The organism is Enterobacter sp. ECC-219 (genome assembly GCF_043966805.1).
GTDB classification, from domain to species: Bacteria; Pseudomonadota; Gammaproteobacteria; order Enterobacterales; family Enterobacteriaceae; genus Enterobacter; species Enterobacter cloacae_N.
Window position 1 is genome coordinate 1,633,276 of the sequence record NZ_CP143680.1, and the last position, 14,644, is coordinate 1,647,919.

Sequence of the window (14,644 nt, forward strand, 5' to 3'; positions counted from 1 at the left end):
ATTAATGTGTCGGTTCCGATTGCAGTTCATCCAGTTCCAGCCGCTGCTGGGTATGGGTGGGCTGCCATTCAAACAGGAGGTGGTCGTTCGCCACCGCTTTTAAAATCCAGTTGTTGACCGGCGAGCTACCGATCCAGATCCTGCCGTCCGCTCTGCAGTGCTCGCAGACCGGCCAGGTCTCTTTGCCATCCGTCAGCACAACGATCCTCTGACGGTTTTCCCACCAGGCGCCGAGAAGCTGGAACGGTAGCGGCGGTGCGGTCGGTATTGCCTCTTCAGGCCGATCGCTGTCCGGCTGCTCTTCTGCCGCGTCTTGCGCCCTGCTGTGTGGGGTTGAAAAGAGATCGACGCGCGTTGGGTGAGCCGTCTCAGGCTTTGCCGGCGCGGGGCGCGGGCGTGAGACCGGCTGCACCTCAGGCGGCGCTTGCGATATCTCTTCATCGGCAAACTGGCTCCAGAACACAGCACCGGCTGTCAGCACCAGTGCGAGCTGTAAATAGCGCGGCAGTTTCATGGCGACTCCTTCAACAGACGAAGCTGCACGGTGGCGCTGAGCTGGCTTTCCGATGGCCCGGCGCGCCGCAGGCTTAGCTGCTCAATGCGTAACGGCAGGGTGCGGCTCAGCGTTTCCAGCGCGTCCACCAGCGGCAGATATTCACCGCGCAGCGGAATATCCAGCCGTAGCGCGGTTTTACCGTCGTCGTTTTCCAGCTGGTAGCGGCTGGCGTCCACCTTCATTCCCCGGCTCCTGAGCTGCTCAAAAATGAGCCTGACCTGCTGATATTCTCCGAGGCTGATGCGGTTCTGGAGTTCCGGCTGCTGTTTATCCAGCGGCAGCGAGGTTTGTAGCTGCGTCTGGATCCGGGCAAGGTTCTCCTGCAAATGAATGGTGTGCGGCCGCACGCCGCCCAGCCATAACACCAGCAGCCCAGCGGGAAGCCCGGCGAGCACGAGCGGAAGCGTTCCGATGCGTCCGGCAAACAACGCCGCCTGCCAGCGCAGCACGGCGGATTTATTCTGAAGCCGCATGGTGCTCCTCCGTCGTCACCTTGACGTCGAGTACCGCGTTAATCGGCCAGGCGGGATCGCCCTGCGCCGACTGGCGATGGTTCTCCAGCACCACATGCGCGGGCAACTGCTGTAGCCGCTCGCTAAAGGCGAGCAGGGCGTCAAGATTGCTTGCATTCACCGTCAGTCGCGCATCGCCTTTACTGGCAATGACGTCAATGCTCAGTAGCGCAATATCAGGAGTTAGCACGCTGCCGATGTTGTCCAGCAGTTTGATAGCCGGTGGGACGGCCTGTAGCTGCTGAGACATGCGCAACCGGCGCTGCTCTGCTTCACGCAGCTGGCGCAGAGCCTGCTGCCGTTGGGCGAGCTGCTGCTGTACCTTCGACGTCTCCAGCTCAATGCGCTGGTGCTCAAACAGGCCATACACTACGGCGCTGGCGAGCGGTAAACAGAGGAGTCCGGTTAACAGCAGCGTGCGTGCGGCCCACGGGGTGCTACGCGTAAACAGCGGTGCCATGTAGACTCTCCTGTAGCGCGACTTCCTGGTGATGCTCGCCGTCGGTATGAATGACGTAGCCTGGACATTCCTGCATTCCGCTTAGCCGGGCGATAACCCGCAGCTGGGCGTCCATCTCCTGCTGTGGAAGAGTCAGTGTCCAGACGTCACGCCAGCTGTGATGCTGACGGCTGGCAATCCGGCTATGGTGGGGACTCATCGCCACAAACAGGCCGTTTTCCGGCAGGGCGCGGGCGAAGTGGCTTAAAAGCTTTTGAAACGGCGTGACAACCCCGCGAAAACGCAGCCGCTCCCGACGCGCCAGCGCGCCAAGCAGATGCCAGCAAGGTTGCTTCAGGCACGCGGCCAGCGCCGACTGCTGCCAGTTCAGGGTCTCGAAGCGCACCAGCCAGTCGACGGGCGGACTCGCGCGATGAACCGCCTGTTGTCGGGCGAGTTGGAGCAGCTCCTGCGGTGTGGTCACGCCGTCATGCCAGGGCTGGATTAAAAACGTCAGATCGTCGGTATCGAGGTGAAATTCCACCGCGTCACGCCACGGTAAGGCGGCGGGGCGCAGGCGCAGCAGCGTTTCGAGCGCGGCCTCCAGAGGCTGATCGGGCTGGCGTTCATGCGTGGCAAGTACCACATTGTTGCGGCGCAACCGCACTGCATGAGGCCAGATGTCGCACTGCCAGGTGTTAGTGAGTGATAACACGGTTCACCTCCTCCCAGGTGGTTTTGCCTTCGACCACGGCGCGCAGCGCGATGGTTGAGAGCGGAACAAAACCGTCATTCAGCGCCACCTCCTTTAACTTGCGCCGGGGCGAGCGCGCCAGCATTGCTTCTTTCATCGCATCACTGAAATGCAGCACTTCCGCCAGCGCCAGCCTGCCGCGAAAGCCGCTGTCGCGGCAGGTATCGCAGCCCCGCCCTCGACGCCAGCGGGGCGTAAGCTGCTGTAGCGGGCCGGATTGCCACGCCGCGAGAAGGTCATCCGTGGGCGTGGTGTCATCAATACAGTCCGGGCAAATCTGGCGAACCAGCCGCTGCGCCACGACGCCGTTAAGGGCGGTGATCAGGCTGGCGGGCTCGACCTGCATATATAAAAAACGTTCCAGTACGCTAAAGACGTCATTGGCGTGAACCGAGGAGAGCACCACGTGGCCGGTGAGCGCCGCCTGCACGGCAATGCCGGCGGTTTCGCCATCGCGGATCTCACCCACCAGAATGATGTCCGGGTCGTGACGCAAAATGGCGCGCAGGCCTCGGGCGAAGGTGAGCCCTTTTTTATCGTTGACAGGAATTTGCAGCACGCTGTTGAGCTGGTACTCCACGGGATCTTCAATGGTGATGATTTTGCATTCACCGCTGTTGAGTTCGCTGAGTGCCGAATAGAGGGTGGTGGACTTCCCGCTCCCCGTAGGTCCGGTGACGAGCACCATACCGTGGGGCAGATGGGTTAACTGACGAATGGCACCCAGCGTGTGCTCATCAAAGCCGAGCGTCTCCAGGCGCAGGTTTTGATCGTGTGATTTATCCAGCACGCGCAGTACGGCATCCTCGCCGTAGACGCCCGGCATAATGGACACGCGAAAATCGACGGGACGCTGGAGAATTAACGCCTTAAAGCGTCCGTCCTGAGGCGTGCGCCGTTCGGAAATGTCCATGCAACTCAATACCTTGAGACGGGAGATCACCTGTTCCGCCTGCTGAAGCCCGGCGCAGTGGCGAATGCTGTGCAGGACGCCATCGATGCGGTACTTCACCATCAATCCATCCGCTACGGCGCAAAGGTGAATATCGCTGGCCCGGCTTTGCAGGGCATCAAACAGCGTGGCGTTAACCAGCTTAATGACGGCATGGGGTTCACTGGCAATGGCCGCAGGGGTGATCTCCAGCCACCGGGCCTCTTTATTCTCTTCACTCTGCTGCTGTTCCAGCTGATCGAGCGTGCGCTGCTGTTTGGCGAGCTCATCAAGCCGGGCATTAAGCTGAGAAAGCGGAGCCAGCGCGGGTAACGCATTCACGTTATAGGCCCACTGGCGCAGCGCCAGCGAAAACGGATCGCCCAGCGCAACGTGGAGCTGACCGTTCACGCGCAGCGGCAATGCCCGCTGGCTGAGTGATTCGGTCAACGGTACGGCTTCGAAATCCTCTTCGCTGTCGGCGAGCTGTGTGGGTGAGAGCGGCGTGAGCCCCAGGGAACTGGCGGCTTCTTCTAATGCGCCGGGGAAACTGTCCAGCAGTTCCGCCAGGGCCTGACAGCGCTGCTCGTCCGGCAGGTCGAAAAGGGGGTCTACAGACGGTGAGTGAGACATTATTGCAATCCTCCTGCCAGTTCAAAAATGGGCATGTACAGTAAAAACACGACGAGCCCAACGATGCCGCCAACGACCATCATCAGAATCGGTTCAAAAATTTTGCTAAAGGTTTCAATCGCGCGTTCCAGCGATTCATCATAAAAAGCGGCGATCCGCTCGCACATGGCAGGCAGTTCGCCGCTGCGCTCGCCGACCTGCAGCAGACGGCTGGCGACAGGAGTCGTCATCTGCTGGGCTTCCAGCATGCGGGAGAGCGACTCGCCGGCGGCGACGTCGCGGATAACCTGTTCAACCTGCTGACGATGCGTGGCGGGCAGGATCTCCCGGCTCAGCATTAACGCATCAGGCGCGGGGAGGCCGCCCTGCAGCAGCAGGCCCAGTGTGCGGTAGAAACGCACCAGCACAGAAAGCTGATGCTGCTGGCGTAAGGCGGGAATGCGCAGCAACAAACCGAGCGCACGCTGGCGCAGGCGCGGGCTACGCACCGCCATCACGATGCCTGCAACCGCTGCCGCACAACCGGCCAGCAGCAGTGAACCATGGGTTTGCGTCAGACGTCCCCACCAGAGGATAAGCTGTGCGCTGGCGGACGGGTTCTTCATCCCGTCAAACACCACGGAAAAACGCGGAATAATAAAGCCGAGCAGAAAGAACAGAATTATCCCGCCGGCGGCGATCACAATCGTCGGATAGAGCAGGGTTGATTTAATCCGCTTGCGCAGAATTTCCATTCTTGATTCGTAAAACTGAAAACGCTTTAGCGCTTCGGGTAAGTGTCCGGTTTGCTCAGAAGAGGCGACGGTATTAATCAGCAGAGGCGGAAAGAGCGCCGGTAGCGCCATCATCGCCTGGGATAGCTGTGCTCCTTCATAGAGCTTTTTAACCAGCGTATCCAGAACCAGCGAGGTACCACCGTCGCGGCTGCTTTCGCGCAGCGCTTCGACGGCCTCGACCACGACCAGCCCGGCTTCCAGCAGGGCGATAAGCTCCTGCAAGAACAGATTCAATGGAAAGCGTTTCTCCTTGCGGGCAGGACGTTCCTGTACCTGCAAAACGATGCCGCCGGCGGCAATAATGCGGGCGCTGGCATCATCAGGCGACGCGGCAAGCACGGTTTGATTGACGCGCTTCCCCCCCTGAAGGATGGTGACGATATATGGTTTCATTTTGGCGACAGTGTATGGCTCTGCCTTTTAAGGCGGGCATAATGCGGAGCCACTTTTTTTATATATTGTTGACGAAGCGCGCGGCGCTGCGGCGTATTTGCCGTTCCGGCGTTATATGCGCCCACCGCGTCCCAGGTATAACCAAAGCGCTGGATTTGACCTGCCAGGATCCAGGCGCCGGTCATGACACTTTGGCAAGGGTCGGTCAGCAGATCTTTTTGACTAATACGAAATTTACGCAGCGCATCGAAGTGAATGCTATTGATCTGCATCAGCCCGACATCCAGTGAGCCATCACGGTTTTTGTTGATGGCCCGCGTGTTGCCGTTGGATTCCACTATCGCTATCGCCTGTAATAGCTCTGGCTCAATACCGTAACGTTCTCCCGCCAGCTGCCAGCAATCGGCGCGGCATGAAAATACGCTGAAGATAAACAGCGAATATAAGGACAGGCGCAGCATGTTCAGAACCCGTACGTGACAGGCTTACCGTCTTTACCGCCGGAGGTAATTTCAACTTCATTAATAGCGTCTTTTGTCCGGGCGGGGTTATGCCACTGGTACGGATTGCCCCAGGGATCTAACGGCACATGCTGGCTGAGATAAGGGCCATTCCAGTTTTGTACGTTGGACGGTTTTTCGGTCAGTGCTTTCAGCCCTTGCGTTTCACTTGGATAACTGCCGGTGTCGAGGCGATATTGCCCTAGCGCCTCCGCAAGTGAGCGCATCTGTCGGGCAGCGGTTTTCTCTTTAGCCGAGTCGACATTGGAGAAGACCTTAGGTCCGACGAACCCTGCCAGCAGCGCAATAATCATCAGTACGACCAGCAATTCAAGCAGGGTGAAACCACCCTGTTTTCGCATCACGTTTGTTGCGTATTTCATTGAGAGCGTCCTTATTGGATATAAGTTGTGATTAATTTCTGAATTTTCCCTGAAAAAAGAGAGGGCACACAGGTATGCCATCTTTTTTAATTAGTGAAGATGGGAAAACTAAATAAAGAAGCGTCTTACAGGATGCGAGAATTTTCCCGGGCTGTCGTTGAGGTATTTATTATAAATACGAGAGATATTTCTGAGTGAAATCGTAGGTTTTTGATGGTGTTCAATATACATCGAGCAAATAAATATAAATAACGCGATTTTTTTTGGCAAAAGAAATTTCTTATTTAACGCGGACGGATTCCTGATTCGCCACTCTTTAATCCCCAACGATCTCAGCGCTAAAAAAAAAGACAATTTGAGAGGTAATCCACAGGACTATCATCACAAAGCAATAAGGAACTTTGATGAAAAAACTTACATTATCTCTGTTAATTGGTAGCGCATTAATGGCGCAGTCGGCTTTCGCGGCGCAGGCACCGCGAGCGGTCACCTATCTGACCTCCTGGGGGGTTCCGGTTGAGTCCGTTGAGGATATGAAAGAGGTGAAAGCGGATACGTTCCTGCTTTCATTTGGTGGCTGGGATGCAAGCGGTAAGCTGTCCAGTTCAGATAATATTGTTGCAGTACCACAATATGATCCCTGGTACATTAATGCGCCAGCCTATGTCGTGTGGAGTCAGTTGAAGCTGGCGCATCCGGAGAAAAAAATGATGCTGGCGCTCGGCGGTGAGACTTATTCCTCCATGTGGTCTTATCTGAATAACGCGCAAACGCGAGAAACGCTGGCGCAGAATCTGGTGAATCTGCTGAATACCAACTTCCCGGTGTATAAAAAGAACCTGAAGCCGGAAGAGATGGTCGGCGAATGCCTGAGCGCCGACTGGCAAGGCAAATGTAATATGGCGAACTACCAGAAGGCGGGTACCGTTCAGCTTGACGGCATCGATTTTGACTTTGAAAAACCCGAGCGCGTCACGCCAGAGGAAAACGCAAACCTGCTGGATCTGGCTGAACGGGTTCGTAGCAAGCTCAATGTGTCCGGCAGCAAAAAGCTGCTGAGCCTGACCACCTATCACGTTGGTGCTGACCCGGAGAACTGCGCAAACAGCGCGGTAACCGAGAATTGTTCCTTCGTTGAGGCGGCTCGCTCTTCACACCACGGCGAAGTTCTGCCGCTGCTGACGCAGGGGAAAAACGTTTTCGATTTCTTCAACGTCATGGCCTATGACGCTGGCCCGCGCTTTAAATATGACGTGGCGATGGCCAACTACGCCCGGGCGGTGGGTGATAAGAGTAAAATCGTTCTCGGCCAGACTATCAACTCCCAGTGGGGGCCAGAAGGCCGCTTTGTTGAGAGCCGGCAGAACAACGTAAATCGTGCGGGATGGCAGGCGCAGAACGGCTATGGCGGTTTCTTTATCTGGACATTAGGTTCAAACGATCAGCAGCTTTCCATGTCGCAGCAGGTTGACTACTTCAATGAAATGAAAGAGCGCGCGGACCTGATGTCGCCCGAACGCCCGCAAGACACCGTCGCGCCAACTGCACCAACAGGACTGAAGGTGCTGAACAATGGCTTGACGATCACCCTTGCCTGGCAGCCCTCCACCGATGACCATGGCGTGGTGGGATATGACATCTACCGTAATGACAAAAAAGTCGGAACTTCAACGGACACCCAGTGGACCGATAGTGCGGTTGAAACCGGTGGTGTGGTGTATCGCTACAGCGTGAAAGCACATGATGCAGCGAACAATATTTCCGAAAGCAGCAACGTGGTTGAGGTGGAAACCGTCCAGGTCGAAGAGGGACGCCCGGGCGCGCCAACCGGTCTGACCCTGGTTTCTTCGACGGAAAACAGCCTGACGGTGAAATGGAATGCGGTAGATAAGGCGGTGAAATATCGCGTACTGCGCGATGGTGCGGAGTTGCTTACCGTGAGCGAAACGCAGATCTCCGACAGCGGCCTGCGTGCGGGAACGACTTACAGCTACCAGGTAATCGCCGAAAATGCCAAAGGTCATCAGTCTCTTGCAAGTGCGCCGCTTAAAGCCACGACGAAAGAGGGTTCAGTGACGCCTGAGCCGGAAGGCGAGTGGAAAGTCGGTACGAGCTATAAGACCGGAGAAATCGTTACCTATAACGGCACACAGTATCGCTGCGTGCAGGGTCATACGTCTCAGTCCGACTGGACTCCTTCAGCGGTTGTGACGCTTTGGCAGCCTGTACCTTAATCTTTCGCGGCCCTCGCAAGGGGGCCTTTTTCAGGCGTGAACGCGACTTACTAATTACTTTTTGTTAACTAACTATTATCATTTGTGGTGCAATAAATTAACATGCGCGCTGTTGCGGTGCATTAATTGCACTGTTTTTGTGCGTTTTGTGTTCTTTTCTGGTCTCTGCCGTCTTCGGAACCCGCCTGCATCTGTAACAATACGTTGCTGTAACCCCTTCATTTCCTGTCGTTTTTCAAAATCTATTTTGAACCAATACAAAATTGGTTCGTTTATTGCTTAATCATTAGCACGATAAGTAGCACCTCATATCAATAACTTATCGTCCATAACAAGAAAATAATGATGATAGTGAGCGAACCAATATGGAAAAACCGTCACGGTTTCTGGCCAATTCCAGCACCGCGCTTGAGCAGCTGCGCGGGCTAATCAACCAGCATGAGTCAACACCAGGCATTCCGCTGCCCACGGAACGTGAGCTGTCGGAAACACTCGGCGTAGGACGACGCGAAGTGCGTCGCGCGCTTGACGTGCTGGAAGAAGAGGGGCGGATCTGGCGTAAACAGGGGAAAGGCACCTTTATTGGTCCGGCTGCCCCGGTTGAACCGCTGGCCCTTCAGGGATTGGTTCAGCAGACCAATCTGCTGGAAGTGATGGAAGCTCGTATACAGATCGAACCCGGCTTAGCCCGGCTTGCGGCACTGCGTGCCACCAGGGAAAACCTCGCGCTCATGCAGCGCATGCTGGAACGCATCGACAAGGTCAGCCCGGATGACCGCGATCTCAACGAACTGTGGGATAGCGCCTTTCACCGCGCCATTGCCGAGGCGGCGGGTAATCGCCTGATGCTCGGTCTGTTTGATGCCATTGATGCCGTGCGGCGCGAACCCGGCTGGCAGCATCTGCGTGAATTGGCCCGCACGCCCGAACGTGTCGACAGCTACAACGACCACCATCACAAGATCATGTTCGCGATTATCCATCGCCAGCCTAATGAAGCAGCGGCCGCCATGCGCGAACACCTGCTCAGCCTGCAAACCGCCCTGATTCAGGCGATCCATCTTGAGGACGACTTCACGCTATGACGACGATCCCGTTTAAGGACTCCGCGCCTGTACTTCGGCTGAATAATCTCAACGTTAAATTTTCCGGCTCGCCGGTCAGCGTCCTGGACGGCATTTCCCTGACGGTCAAAGCGGGCGAAACGCTGGCGCTGGTGGGCGAGTCCGGCTGCGGAAAAAGTATCACCTCACTGGCGCTGATGGGGCTACTGCCCGCCAGCGCGCAGATCGTCAGCGGCGAGATGCAGTTTCGCCGCCACGACCTGCGCAAGCTCTCGCCGCGGGAGTATGCCGACCTGCGCGGCAGCGAGCTGGCGATGATATTCCAGGAGCCGATGACCTCACTCAATCCGGCGTTTACCCTGGGGGATCAGCTGAGCGAAGCGGTGATGCGGCACCAGAACGTTTCGCGCGCCGAGGCGATGAAGGTCGCGCTGCAGATCCTCGAGAAGGTACAGATCCCGGCGGCGGAGATGCGCCTCAAGGCGTATCCGCACCAGCTTTCCGGCGGCATGCGCCAGCGCGTGATGATTGCGATGGCGCTGATCAACCATCCTAAACTGCTGATTGCTGATGAACCGACCACCGCGCTGGACGTCACCATTCAGGCGCAAATCCTGACTCTGCTGAACACCCTTAAAGAAGAAACCGGCACGGCGGTGCTGATGATCACCCACGATTTGGGCGTGGTGGCAGAAGTGGCGCAGCAGGTGGCGGTGATGTACGCCGGGCAGGTGGTGGAGCAGGGAAGCGTGGAGGCCATCTTTGCCGACCCGCAGCACCCGTACACCATCGGCCTGATGGGCTCGATCCCCTCGCTGGGGGCACGCAAAGGCCAGCTCTCCACCATTCCCGGATCGGTTCCGCTCCCGGAGTCCATGCCGAAAGGCTGTCGTTTCGCGACGCGCTGCCCGTTTGCGCAGTCGCGCTGCCATGATGAAAAACCGCAGCTCACTACGCTCGGCGCGGGCCATCAGGTTGCCTGCTTCCGCGTGCCGCTCGAACACCACATTGCCCTGGGAGAGACCGCATGACCACGCCCATTCTTGAAGCCCGGGACCTCAGCAAGCTTTTCCCCGGCCCGAAAAAACTCTTTTCTCCGGCCCGGTTTGTCACGGCGGTCGATCGCGTTTCGCTTGCCGTGATGCCGGGCGAAACGCTGGCGATTGTCGGCGAGTCCGGCTCCGGGAAATCCACCCTCGGTCGTCTGCTGCTGCGCCTGCTGGCCGCCAGCGAAGGGCGCGTGTTTTATCAGGGGGAGGATATCACCGACGCCTCCGGCGCCCGTCTGAACCAGCTCCGGCGCGAGCTGCAGATTATCTTCCAGGACCCTTTTGCCTCGCTGAACCCGCGCATGACGGTGGAGCAGATCGTCGGCGAGCCGCTGTGGCTGCACCAGAACATGAAGAAAGCGGATCGTCAGTATCGCGTCGCGGAGCTCCTCAAGACCGTTGGCCTGCCTGCCGCCTGGGCCGGGCGCTATCCGCACGAGTTTTCCGGCGGGCAGCGCCAGCGTATCGGCATTGCGCGCGCGCTGGCCTCGGGGCCAAAGCTGCTGCTGGGCGACGAGCCGGTTTCCGCGCTGGATGTGTCGGTGCAGGCGCAGGTGGTCAACCTGCTGGAGAGCCTGAAGCACCAGCTGGGGCTGACGATGGTGATTGTCGCCCACGGTCTGGCGGTGATCCGCCACATGAGCGACCGCGTGGCGGTCATGTATCTTGGGCAAATCGTTGAGCTTGCTACCGTCGACGAGATCTTTGACGCACCGCTGCACCCTTACACGCAGGCGCTGATCGCCTCGGCTCCCCAGATGCAGCCCGGCGTGGAACGCGACGCGCCGCTGCTGCAGGGGGATCTGCCGAACCCGGCTAACCCGCCGTCCGGCTGTCGCTTCCACACCCGCTGCCCGTACGTCACCGATGAATGCCGGCAGGTCGAGCCGATTAATCAGGTGCTCGACGGCGGGCGTCAGGTTGCCTGCCACCGCTGGCAGGACATTAATCGCGATCGCAGCGTTATCCAGATCGCACCGCCATCCGCAGCCTTTCTGCGCCGCCGCGCGCTGTTTGAACACGCGGCTACTCACTCCTCCCTTCCTTCAAGGAACTCATGATAATGACAATGCGTAATTCTCTTTTGACCGTACTGGGAAGTGTTATGTTGCTTGGCGCGGCGCTGCCCGCCCATTCTGAAAGCGTGCTGCGGATCGGTCTGGGGGCAGACCCGGACATGCTCGACCCACATCTGGCGCGCACCTACTATGGCCGCTTCGTCTTTGCCTCCCTGTGCGACAGGCTGGTGGACGTCGACGAGCACCTGAAGGTGGTGCCGGGTCTGGCGAAATCCTGGGCCTGGAGCGAAGACGGAAAAACCCTGACCATGGATCTGCGTGAAGGCGTGACCTTCCACGACGGTGAAAAATTCGATGCCGCCGCCGCGAAATACAACCTCGACCGCGCCCTGACCCTCAAAGGTTCCCTGCGTAAAAGCGAGATCTCTTCCGTGGAGTCGGTAGAGGTCACCGGCCCGATGCAGATTGCGCTGCACCTGAAAACCCCTGACGCCGCGCTGCTGATGCAGCTTACCGACCGTGCGGGCGCGATGATGGCACCCGAAGCCGCGAAGAAGCCTGACTTTGCCGCCCATCCGGTCTGTTCCGGCCCGTACAAGTTCGACAGCCGCGTGTCGCAGGACCGCATTGTTCTGACCCGATTCGACAATTACTGGAATAAAGACGCCTACCACTTCGACAAAATTATCTATCTGCCGATCCCGGACGCCTCAGTGCGCCTCGCGAACCTGCGCGCGGGCGATCTCGATCTGACCGAAGGCATCGCCGCCAGCGACGTTAAAACCGTCGAAGCCGACAGCAAGCTGGCGCTGGCGAAGATAACCGGTCTGGGCTATCAGGGGATCACCTTCAACATCAACAATGGCAAGGTCCCGGCGAACGATCCGTTCAGGGATGCCCGCGTGCGCGAGGCGTTTTCTCAGGCTATCGACCGTGAGGCGTTAAATCAGGTGGTCTTTGAAGGCCTCTACACCCCGGCAAACCAGGCGTTTTCTACGGTGAGCCCGTATCACGTCAACCTGCCGGTGCCACCTCGTGACGTCGAGAAGGCCAAAGCGCTGCTCAAAGCCGCAGGCGTCACCGCGCCGCTGACCGTCAACCTGCTGGTGCCGAACAACCCAACCTCGCAGCAGGTGGGACAGGTGCTGCAGGCGATGGTTGCTGAGGCGGGCTTCACGCTGAACCTGCAGATGACCGAATTCGCCACGCTGCTGGATCGCCAGCAGAGCGGTGACTATCAGCTGAGCTTCTCCGGCTGGTCGGGACGCCCGGACCCGGACGGCAGCATCTACGGCTTTATCCACAGCAAAGGTACCCTGAACGACGGCCGCTACAGCAACGCTCAGGTCGACGAGTGGCTGACCCAGGCGCGCCAGAGCACCGACCAGGCCGCGCGCCAGCCGCTGTACGACAAGGTGGTGAAGCAGCTGCAAACCGACATGCCGATTGCCTACCTCTACTTCGAGCCGCGCATTTTTGGCCTGAACAAAAGCGTGCAGGGCTTTAAGCCGTACCCGGACGGCATCGTGCGTCTGGCCGGTTTGACGCTGGCGAAATAAAGGTCCTGAGGAGAACCCATGCTGGAACTGATTTGCAAACGTCTGCTGCTGGCCGTACCGACGCTGTTGCTGGTGAGCATGATGGTGTTCGGCCTGCAAAAGCTGCTGCCCGGCGATCCGCTGATCGCCATGGCCGGGGAAGAGCGCGACCCGGCGGTGATCGCCCAGCTGCGCGCGGAGCTGAACCTGGATGCGCCGATCCCTGTGCAGTATTTTCACTGGCTGACGCGGGCGCTGCAGGGCGATCTGGGCGTCTCCTTACGCACGCACGAACCGGTGACTGAGCTTATCGCCAGCAAGCTGCCGGTTACGCTGGAGCTGTCCCTGCTGGCGATGATTATCGCGCTGGTGTTTGGCATTAGCATGGGGATCCTCGCGGCGGTGAATAAAAACAGCTGGGTCGATCACGGGGCGAACTTCGTGGCGATCTCGGGGATCTCGATCCCCCACTTCTGGCTGGGGATCCTGCTGATTCTGGTCTTTTCGGTGAACCTGCAGTGGCTGCCCGCGTCCGGCTACGTGCCGTTCAGTGAAGATCCGCTCCAGAACCTGCGCACGCTGCTGTTGCCCGCGTCCGTGCTCGGAACCGGCCTCGCGGCGACGCTGATGCGCCACACCCGCGCGTCGATGATTGCGGTGCTGAAGGCAGATTATATCCGCACCGCCCGGGCTAAGGGGCTGCTGCCGAAAGCGGTGATCCTGAAGCACGCGTTTCGCAACGCGCTGGTACCGGTGATCACCCTCACCACGCTGCTGTTCGGCGAGCTGCTGGGCGGCGCGGTACTGACCGAGCAGGTCTTCACCATTCCGGGCTTTGGCAAGATGATCGTCGATTCGGTGTTCAACCGTGACTACGCGGTGGTGCAGGGCGTGGTGCTGATCGTGGCGATCGGCTTTCTGCTGCTCAACCTGCTGGCCGACGTGCTTTACGTCCTTATCAACCCGAAAATGCGAGGTTAACGATGGCGGAACTGACGACGCAAACCGTTGCGCCCGCGCTGCCGCGCGCGGAAAACCGGGTGCTGAAGAAATTCCTTGCCAACAAAAGCGCGGTGATTGGCGCGCTTGTGGTGGGCTTCTTTGTGCTGGTGGCGCTGCTGGCCCCGTGGATTGCCCCGTTCGATCCGGTCAAAGCCAACTTCCTGGCGGTGCGTAAAGCGCCGTCGGCGATGTACTGGTTCGGCACCGACGAGCTGGGACGCGACATTTTGTCCCGCATTATCTGGGGGGCTCGCACCTCGCTGATGGCGGGCTGTATGTCGGTGGTTATCGCCGTGGTCATCGGCGTGCCGCTGGGGCTGGTGGCGGGCTACTTCCAGAAGATGTGGGACGGCGTGATATCGCGCTTTATCGAGGCGCTGCTGGCCTGTCCGTTCCTGATCATGGCGATCGCGCTGGGGGCATTTTTGGGCCCAAGCCTGACCAATGCCATGATCGCCATCGGTCTTTCGGCAATGCCGATCTTTGCCCGCCTGACGCGCGGGCAGGTGATCGCCATCCGCAACGAAGAGTACATCGACGGCGCGCGGGCGATTGGCCTGCCGGATCGCTGGATCATCATTAAATACGTTCTGCCAAATGTGATGTCGCCGATCCTGGTGCAGGCCACGCTGGCCATCGCCTCGGCGATTATCGCCGAAGCCAGCCTGTCGTTTTTAGGGCTGGGGCAGCAGCCGCCCAATCCGTCCTGGGGCTCCATGCTCAACACCGCGAAAGGGTTTCTTGAGCAGGCACCGTGGATGTCTGTTTTCCCCGGCGTGGCGATTTTTCTTGCCGTGCAGGGCTTTAATTTACTTGGCGACGGGCTGCGCGATGCGCTCGATCCGCGCCATGACTAAGGAG

General features: G+C 58.7%; 15 protein-coding genes. 7 read left to right on the plus strand and 8 right to left on the minus strand.

Features of this window, described 5'->3' with window-relative positions:
- Position 1: 1 nt before the first annotated feature.
- From V1603_RS07610 to gspG, 8 genes are read right to left on the minus strand one after another with little or no spacing between them, the layout of a single operon-like run.
- Positions 2–514, minus strand: coding sequence for a hypothetical protein (locus tag V1603_RS07610; protein WP_166710203.1), 513 nt, complete (start codon positions 512–514; stop codon positions 2–4).
- A complete protein-coding gene (locus tag V1603_RS07615; protein ID WP_233003104.1) occupies positions 511–1,029 on the minus strand; it encodes a hypothetical protein in 519 nt (172 codons plus the stop codon). Before V1603_RS07615 ends, V1603_RS07610 begins: the two co-directional genes overlap by 4 nt.
- Positions 1,013–1,528, minus strand: coding sequence for a hypothetical protein (locus V1603_RS07620; protein WP_166710205.1), 516 nt, complete (start codon positions 1,526–1,528; stop codon positions 1,013–1,015). The genes V1603_RS07615 and V1603_RS07620 overlap by 17 nt, the downstream gene beginning before the upstream one ends.
- Entirely contained in the window at positions 1,506–2,222 is a 717-nt protein-coding gene (locus V1603_RS07625) for a hypothetical protein (RefSeq protein ID WP_116341753.1), read from the minus strand. The genes V1603_RS07620 and V1603_RS07625 overlap by 23 nt, the downstream gene beginning before the upstream one ends.
- The gene (locus V1603_RS07630) at positions 2,206–3,825 is read right to left on the minus strand and encodes a GspE/PulE family protein (RefSeq protein ID WP_163330380.1); all 1,620 of its coding nucleotides are present in this window, start codon (positions 3,823–3,825) and stop codon (positions 2,206–2,208) included. The genes V1603_RS07625 and V1603_RS07630 overlap by 17 nt, the downstream gene beginning before the upstream one ends.
- Positions 3,825–4,994 carry a type II secretion system F family protein gene (locus V1603_RS07635; RefSeq protein WP_116341749.1) on the minus strand — a complete coding sequence of 390 codons (1,170 nt, stop codon included), beginning with the start codon at positions 4,992–4,994 and terminating at the stop codon, positions 3,825–3,827. The genes V1603_RS07630 and V1603_RS07635 overlap by 1 nt, the downstream gene beginning before the upstream one ends.
- Positions 4,991–5,455, minus strand: a complete 465-nt coding sequence (locus V1603_RS07640; RefSeq protein ID WP_166710209.1) for a lytic transglycosylase domain-containing protein — start codon at positions 5,453–5,455, stop codon at positions 4,991–4,993. The genes V1603_RS07635 and V1603_RS07640 overlap by 4 nt, the downstream gene beginning before the upstream one ends.
- A 2-nt stretch (positions 5,456–5,457) precedes the next feature.
- Entirely contained in the window at positions 5,458–5,877 is a 420-nt protein-coding gene (gene gspG / locus V1603_RS07645) for a type II secretion system major pseudopilin GspG (RefSeq protein ID WP_116341745.1), read from the minus strand.
- 404 nt (positions 5,878–6,281) lie between these two features.
- Here gspG and V1603_RS07650 point away from each other — a divergent pair, with 404 nt between their 5' ends.
- The 7 genes from V1603_RS07650 to V1603_RS07680 all read left to right on the plus strand — a co-directional run bounded on the left by V1603_RS07650 (position 6,282) and on the right by V1603_RS07680 (position 14,640).
- Positions 6,282–8,111, plus strand: a complete 1,830-nt coding sequence (locus tag V1603_RS07650) for a glycosyl hydrolase family 18 protein (protein WP_395313711.1) — start codon at positions 6,282–6,284, stop codon at positions 8,109–8,111.
- A 365-nt stretch (positions 8,112–8,476) separates the two neighbouring features.
- On the plus strand, positions 8,477–9,196 hold the full coding sequence (locus V1603_RS07655) for a FadR/GntR family transcriptional regulator (RefSeq protein WP_395313712.1): 720 nt from the start codon (positions 8,477–8,479) through the stop codon (positions 9,194–9,196).
- A complete protein-coding gene (locus tag V1603_RS07660; protein ID WP_116341739.1) occupies positions 9,193–10,206 on the plus strand; it encodes an ABC transporter ATP-binding protein in 1,014 nt (337 codons plus the stop codon). Before V1603_RS07655 ends, V1603_RS07660 begins: the two co-directional genes overlap by 4 nt.
- Positions 10,203–11,285: an ABC transporter ATP-binding protein gene (locus V1603_RS07665; protein ID WP_116341737.1), complete on the plus strand. Its 1,083-nt coding sequence runs from the start codon at positions 10,203–10,205 to the stop codon at positions 11,283–11,285. Before V1603_RS07660 ends, V1603_RS07665 begins: the two co-directional genes overlap by 4 nt.
- A 2-nt stretch (positions 11,286–11,287) precedes the next feature.
- Entirely contained in the window at positions 11,288–12,802 is a 1,515-nt protein-coding gene (locus tag V1603_RS07670) for an ABC transporter substrate-binding protein (RefSeq protein ID WP_192984647.1), read from the plus strand.
- Positions 12,803–12,820: 18 nt separating this feature from the next.
- Positions 12,821–13,762 (plus strand): ABC transporter permease, encoded by a 942-nt coding sequence (locus V1603_RS07675; protein WP_028012068.1) that lies wholly within the window; start codon positions 12,821–12,823, stop codon positions 13,760–13,762.
- A 2-nt stretch (positions 13,763–13,764) separates the two neighbouring features.
- Complete coding sequence (locus tag V1603_RS07680) at positions 13,765–14,640, plus strand: ABC transporter permease (protein ID WP_116341735.1); 876 nt, start codon at positions 13,765–13,767, stop codon at positions 14,638–14,640.
- The last annotated feature ends 4 nt before the right edge of the window (positions 14,641–14,644 follow it).

Excerpts from the sequence above, each read along its gene's own strand:
- V1603_RS07610 (WP_166710203.1), bottom strand. The coding sequence starts at position 514 with ATGAAACTGCCGCGCTATTTACAGCTCGCACTGGTGCTGACAGCCGGT.
- V1603_RS07615 (WP_233003104.1), bottom strand. The coding sequence starts at position 1,029 with ATGCGGCTTCAGAATAAATCCGCCGTGCTGCGCTGGCAGGCGGCGTTG.
- V1603_RS07620 (WP_166710205.1), bottom strand. The coding sequence starts at position 1,528 with ATGGCACCGCTGTTTACGCGTAGCACCCCGTGGGCCGCACGCACGCTG.
- V1603_RS07630 (WP_163330380.1), bottom strand. The coding sequence starts at position 3,825 with ATGTCTCACTCACCGTCTGTAGACCCCCTTTTCGACCTGCCGGACGAG.
- V1603_RS07635 (WP_116341749.1), bottom strand. The coding sequence starts at position 4,994 with ATGAAACCATATATCGTCACCATCCTTCAGGGGGGGAAGCGCGTCAAT.
- V1603_RS07640 (WP_166710209.1), bottom strand. The coding sequence starts at position 5,455 with ATGCTGCGCCTGTCCTTATATTCGCTGTTTATCTTCAGCGTATTTTCA.
- gspG (WP_116341745.1), bottom strand. The coding sequence starts at position 5,877 with ATGAAATACGCAACAAACGTGATGCGAAAACAGGGTGGTTTCACCCTG.
- V1603_RS07650 (WP_395313711.1), top strand. The coding sequence starts at position 6,282 with ATGAAAAAACTTACATTATCTCTGTTAATTGGTAGCGCATTAATGGCG.
- V1603_RS07655 (WP_395313712.1), top strand. The coding sequence starts at position 8,477 with ATGGAAAAACCGTCACGGTTTCTGGCCAATTCCAGCACCGCGCTTGAG.
- V1603_RS07660 (WP_116341739.1), top strand. The coding sequence starts at position 9,193 with ATGACGACGATCCCGTTTAAGGACTCCGCGCCTGTACTTCGGCTGAAT.
- V1603_RS07665 (WP_116341737.1), top strand. The coding sequence starts at position 10,203 with ATGACCACGCCCATTCTTGAAGCCCGGGACCTCAGCAAGCTTTTCCCC.
- V1603_RS07670 (WP_192984647.1), top strand. The coding sequence starts at position 11,288 with ATGACAATGCGTAATTCTCTTTTGACCGTACTGGGAAGTGTTATGTTG.
- V1603_RS07675 (WP_028012068.1), top strand. The coding sequence starts at position 12,821 with ATGCTGGAACTGATTTGCAAACGTCTGCTGCTGGCCGTACCGACGCTG.
- V1603_RS07680 (WP_116341735.1), top strand. The coding sequence starts at position 13,765 with ATGGCGGAACTGACGACGCAAACCGTTGCGCCCGCGCTGCCGCGCGCG.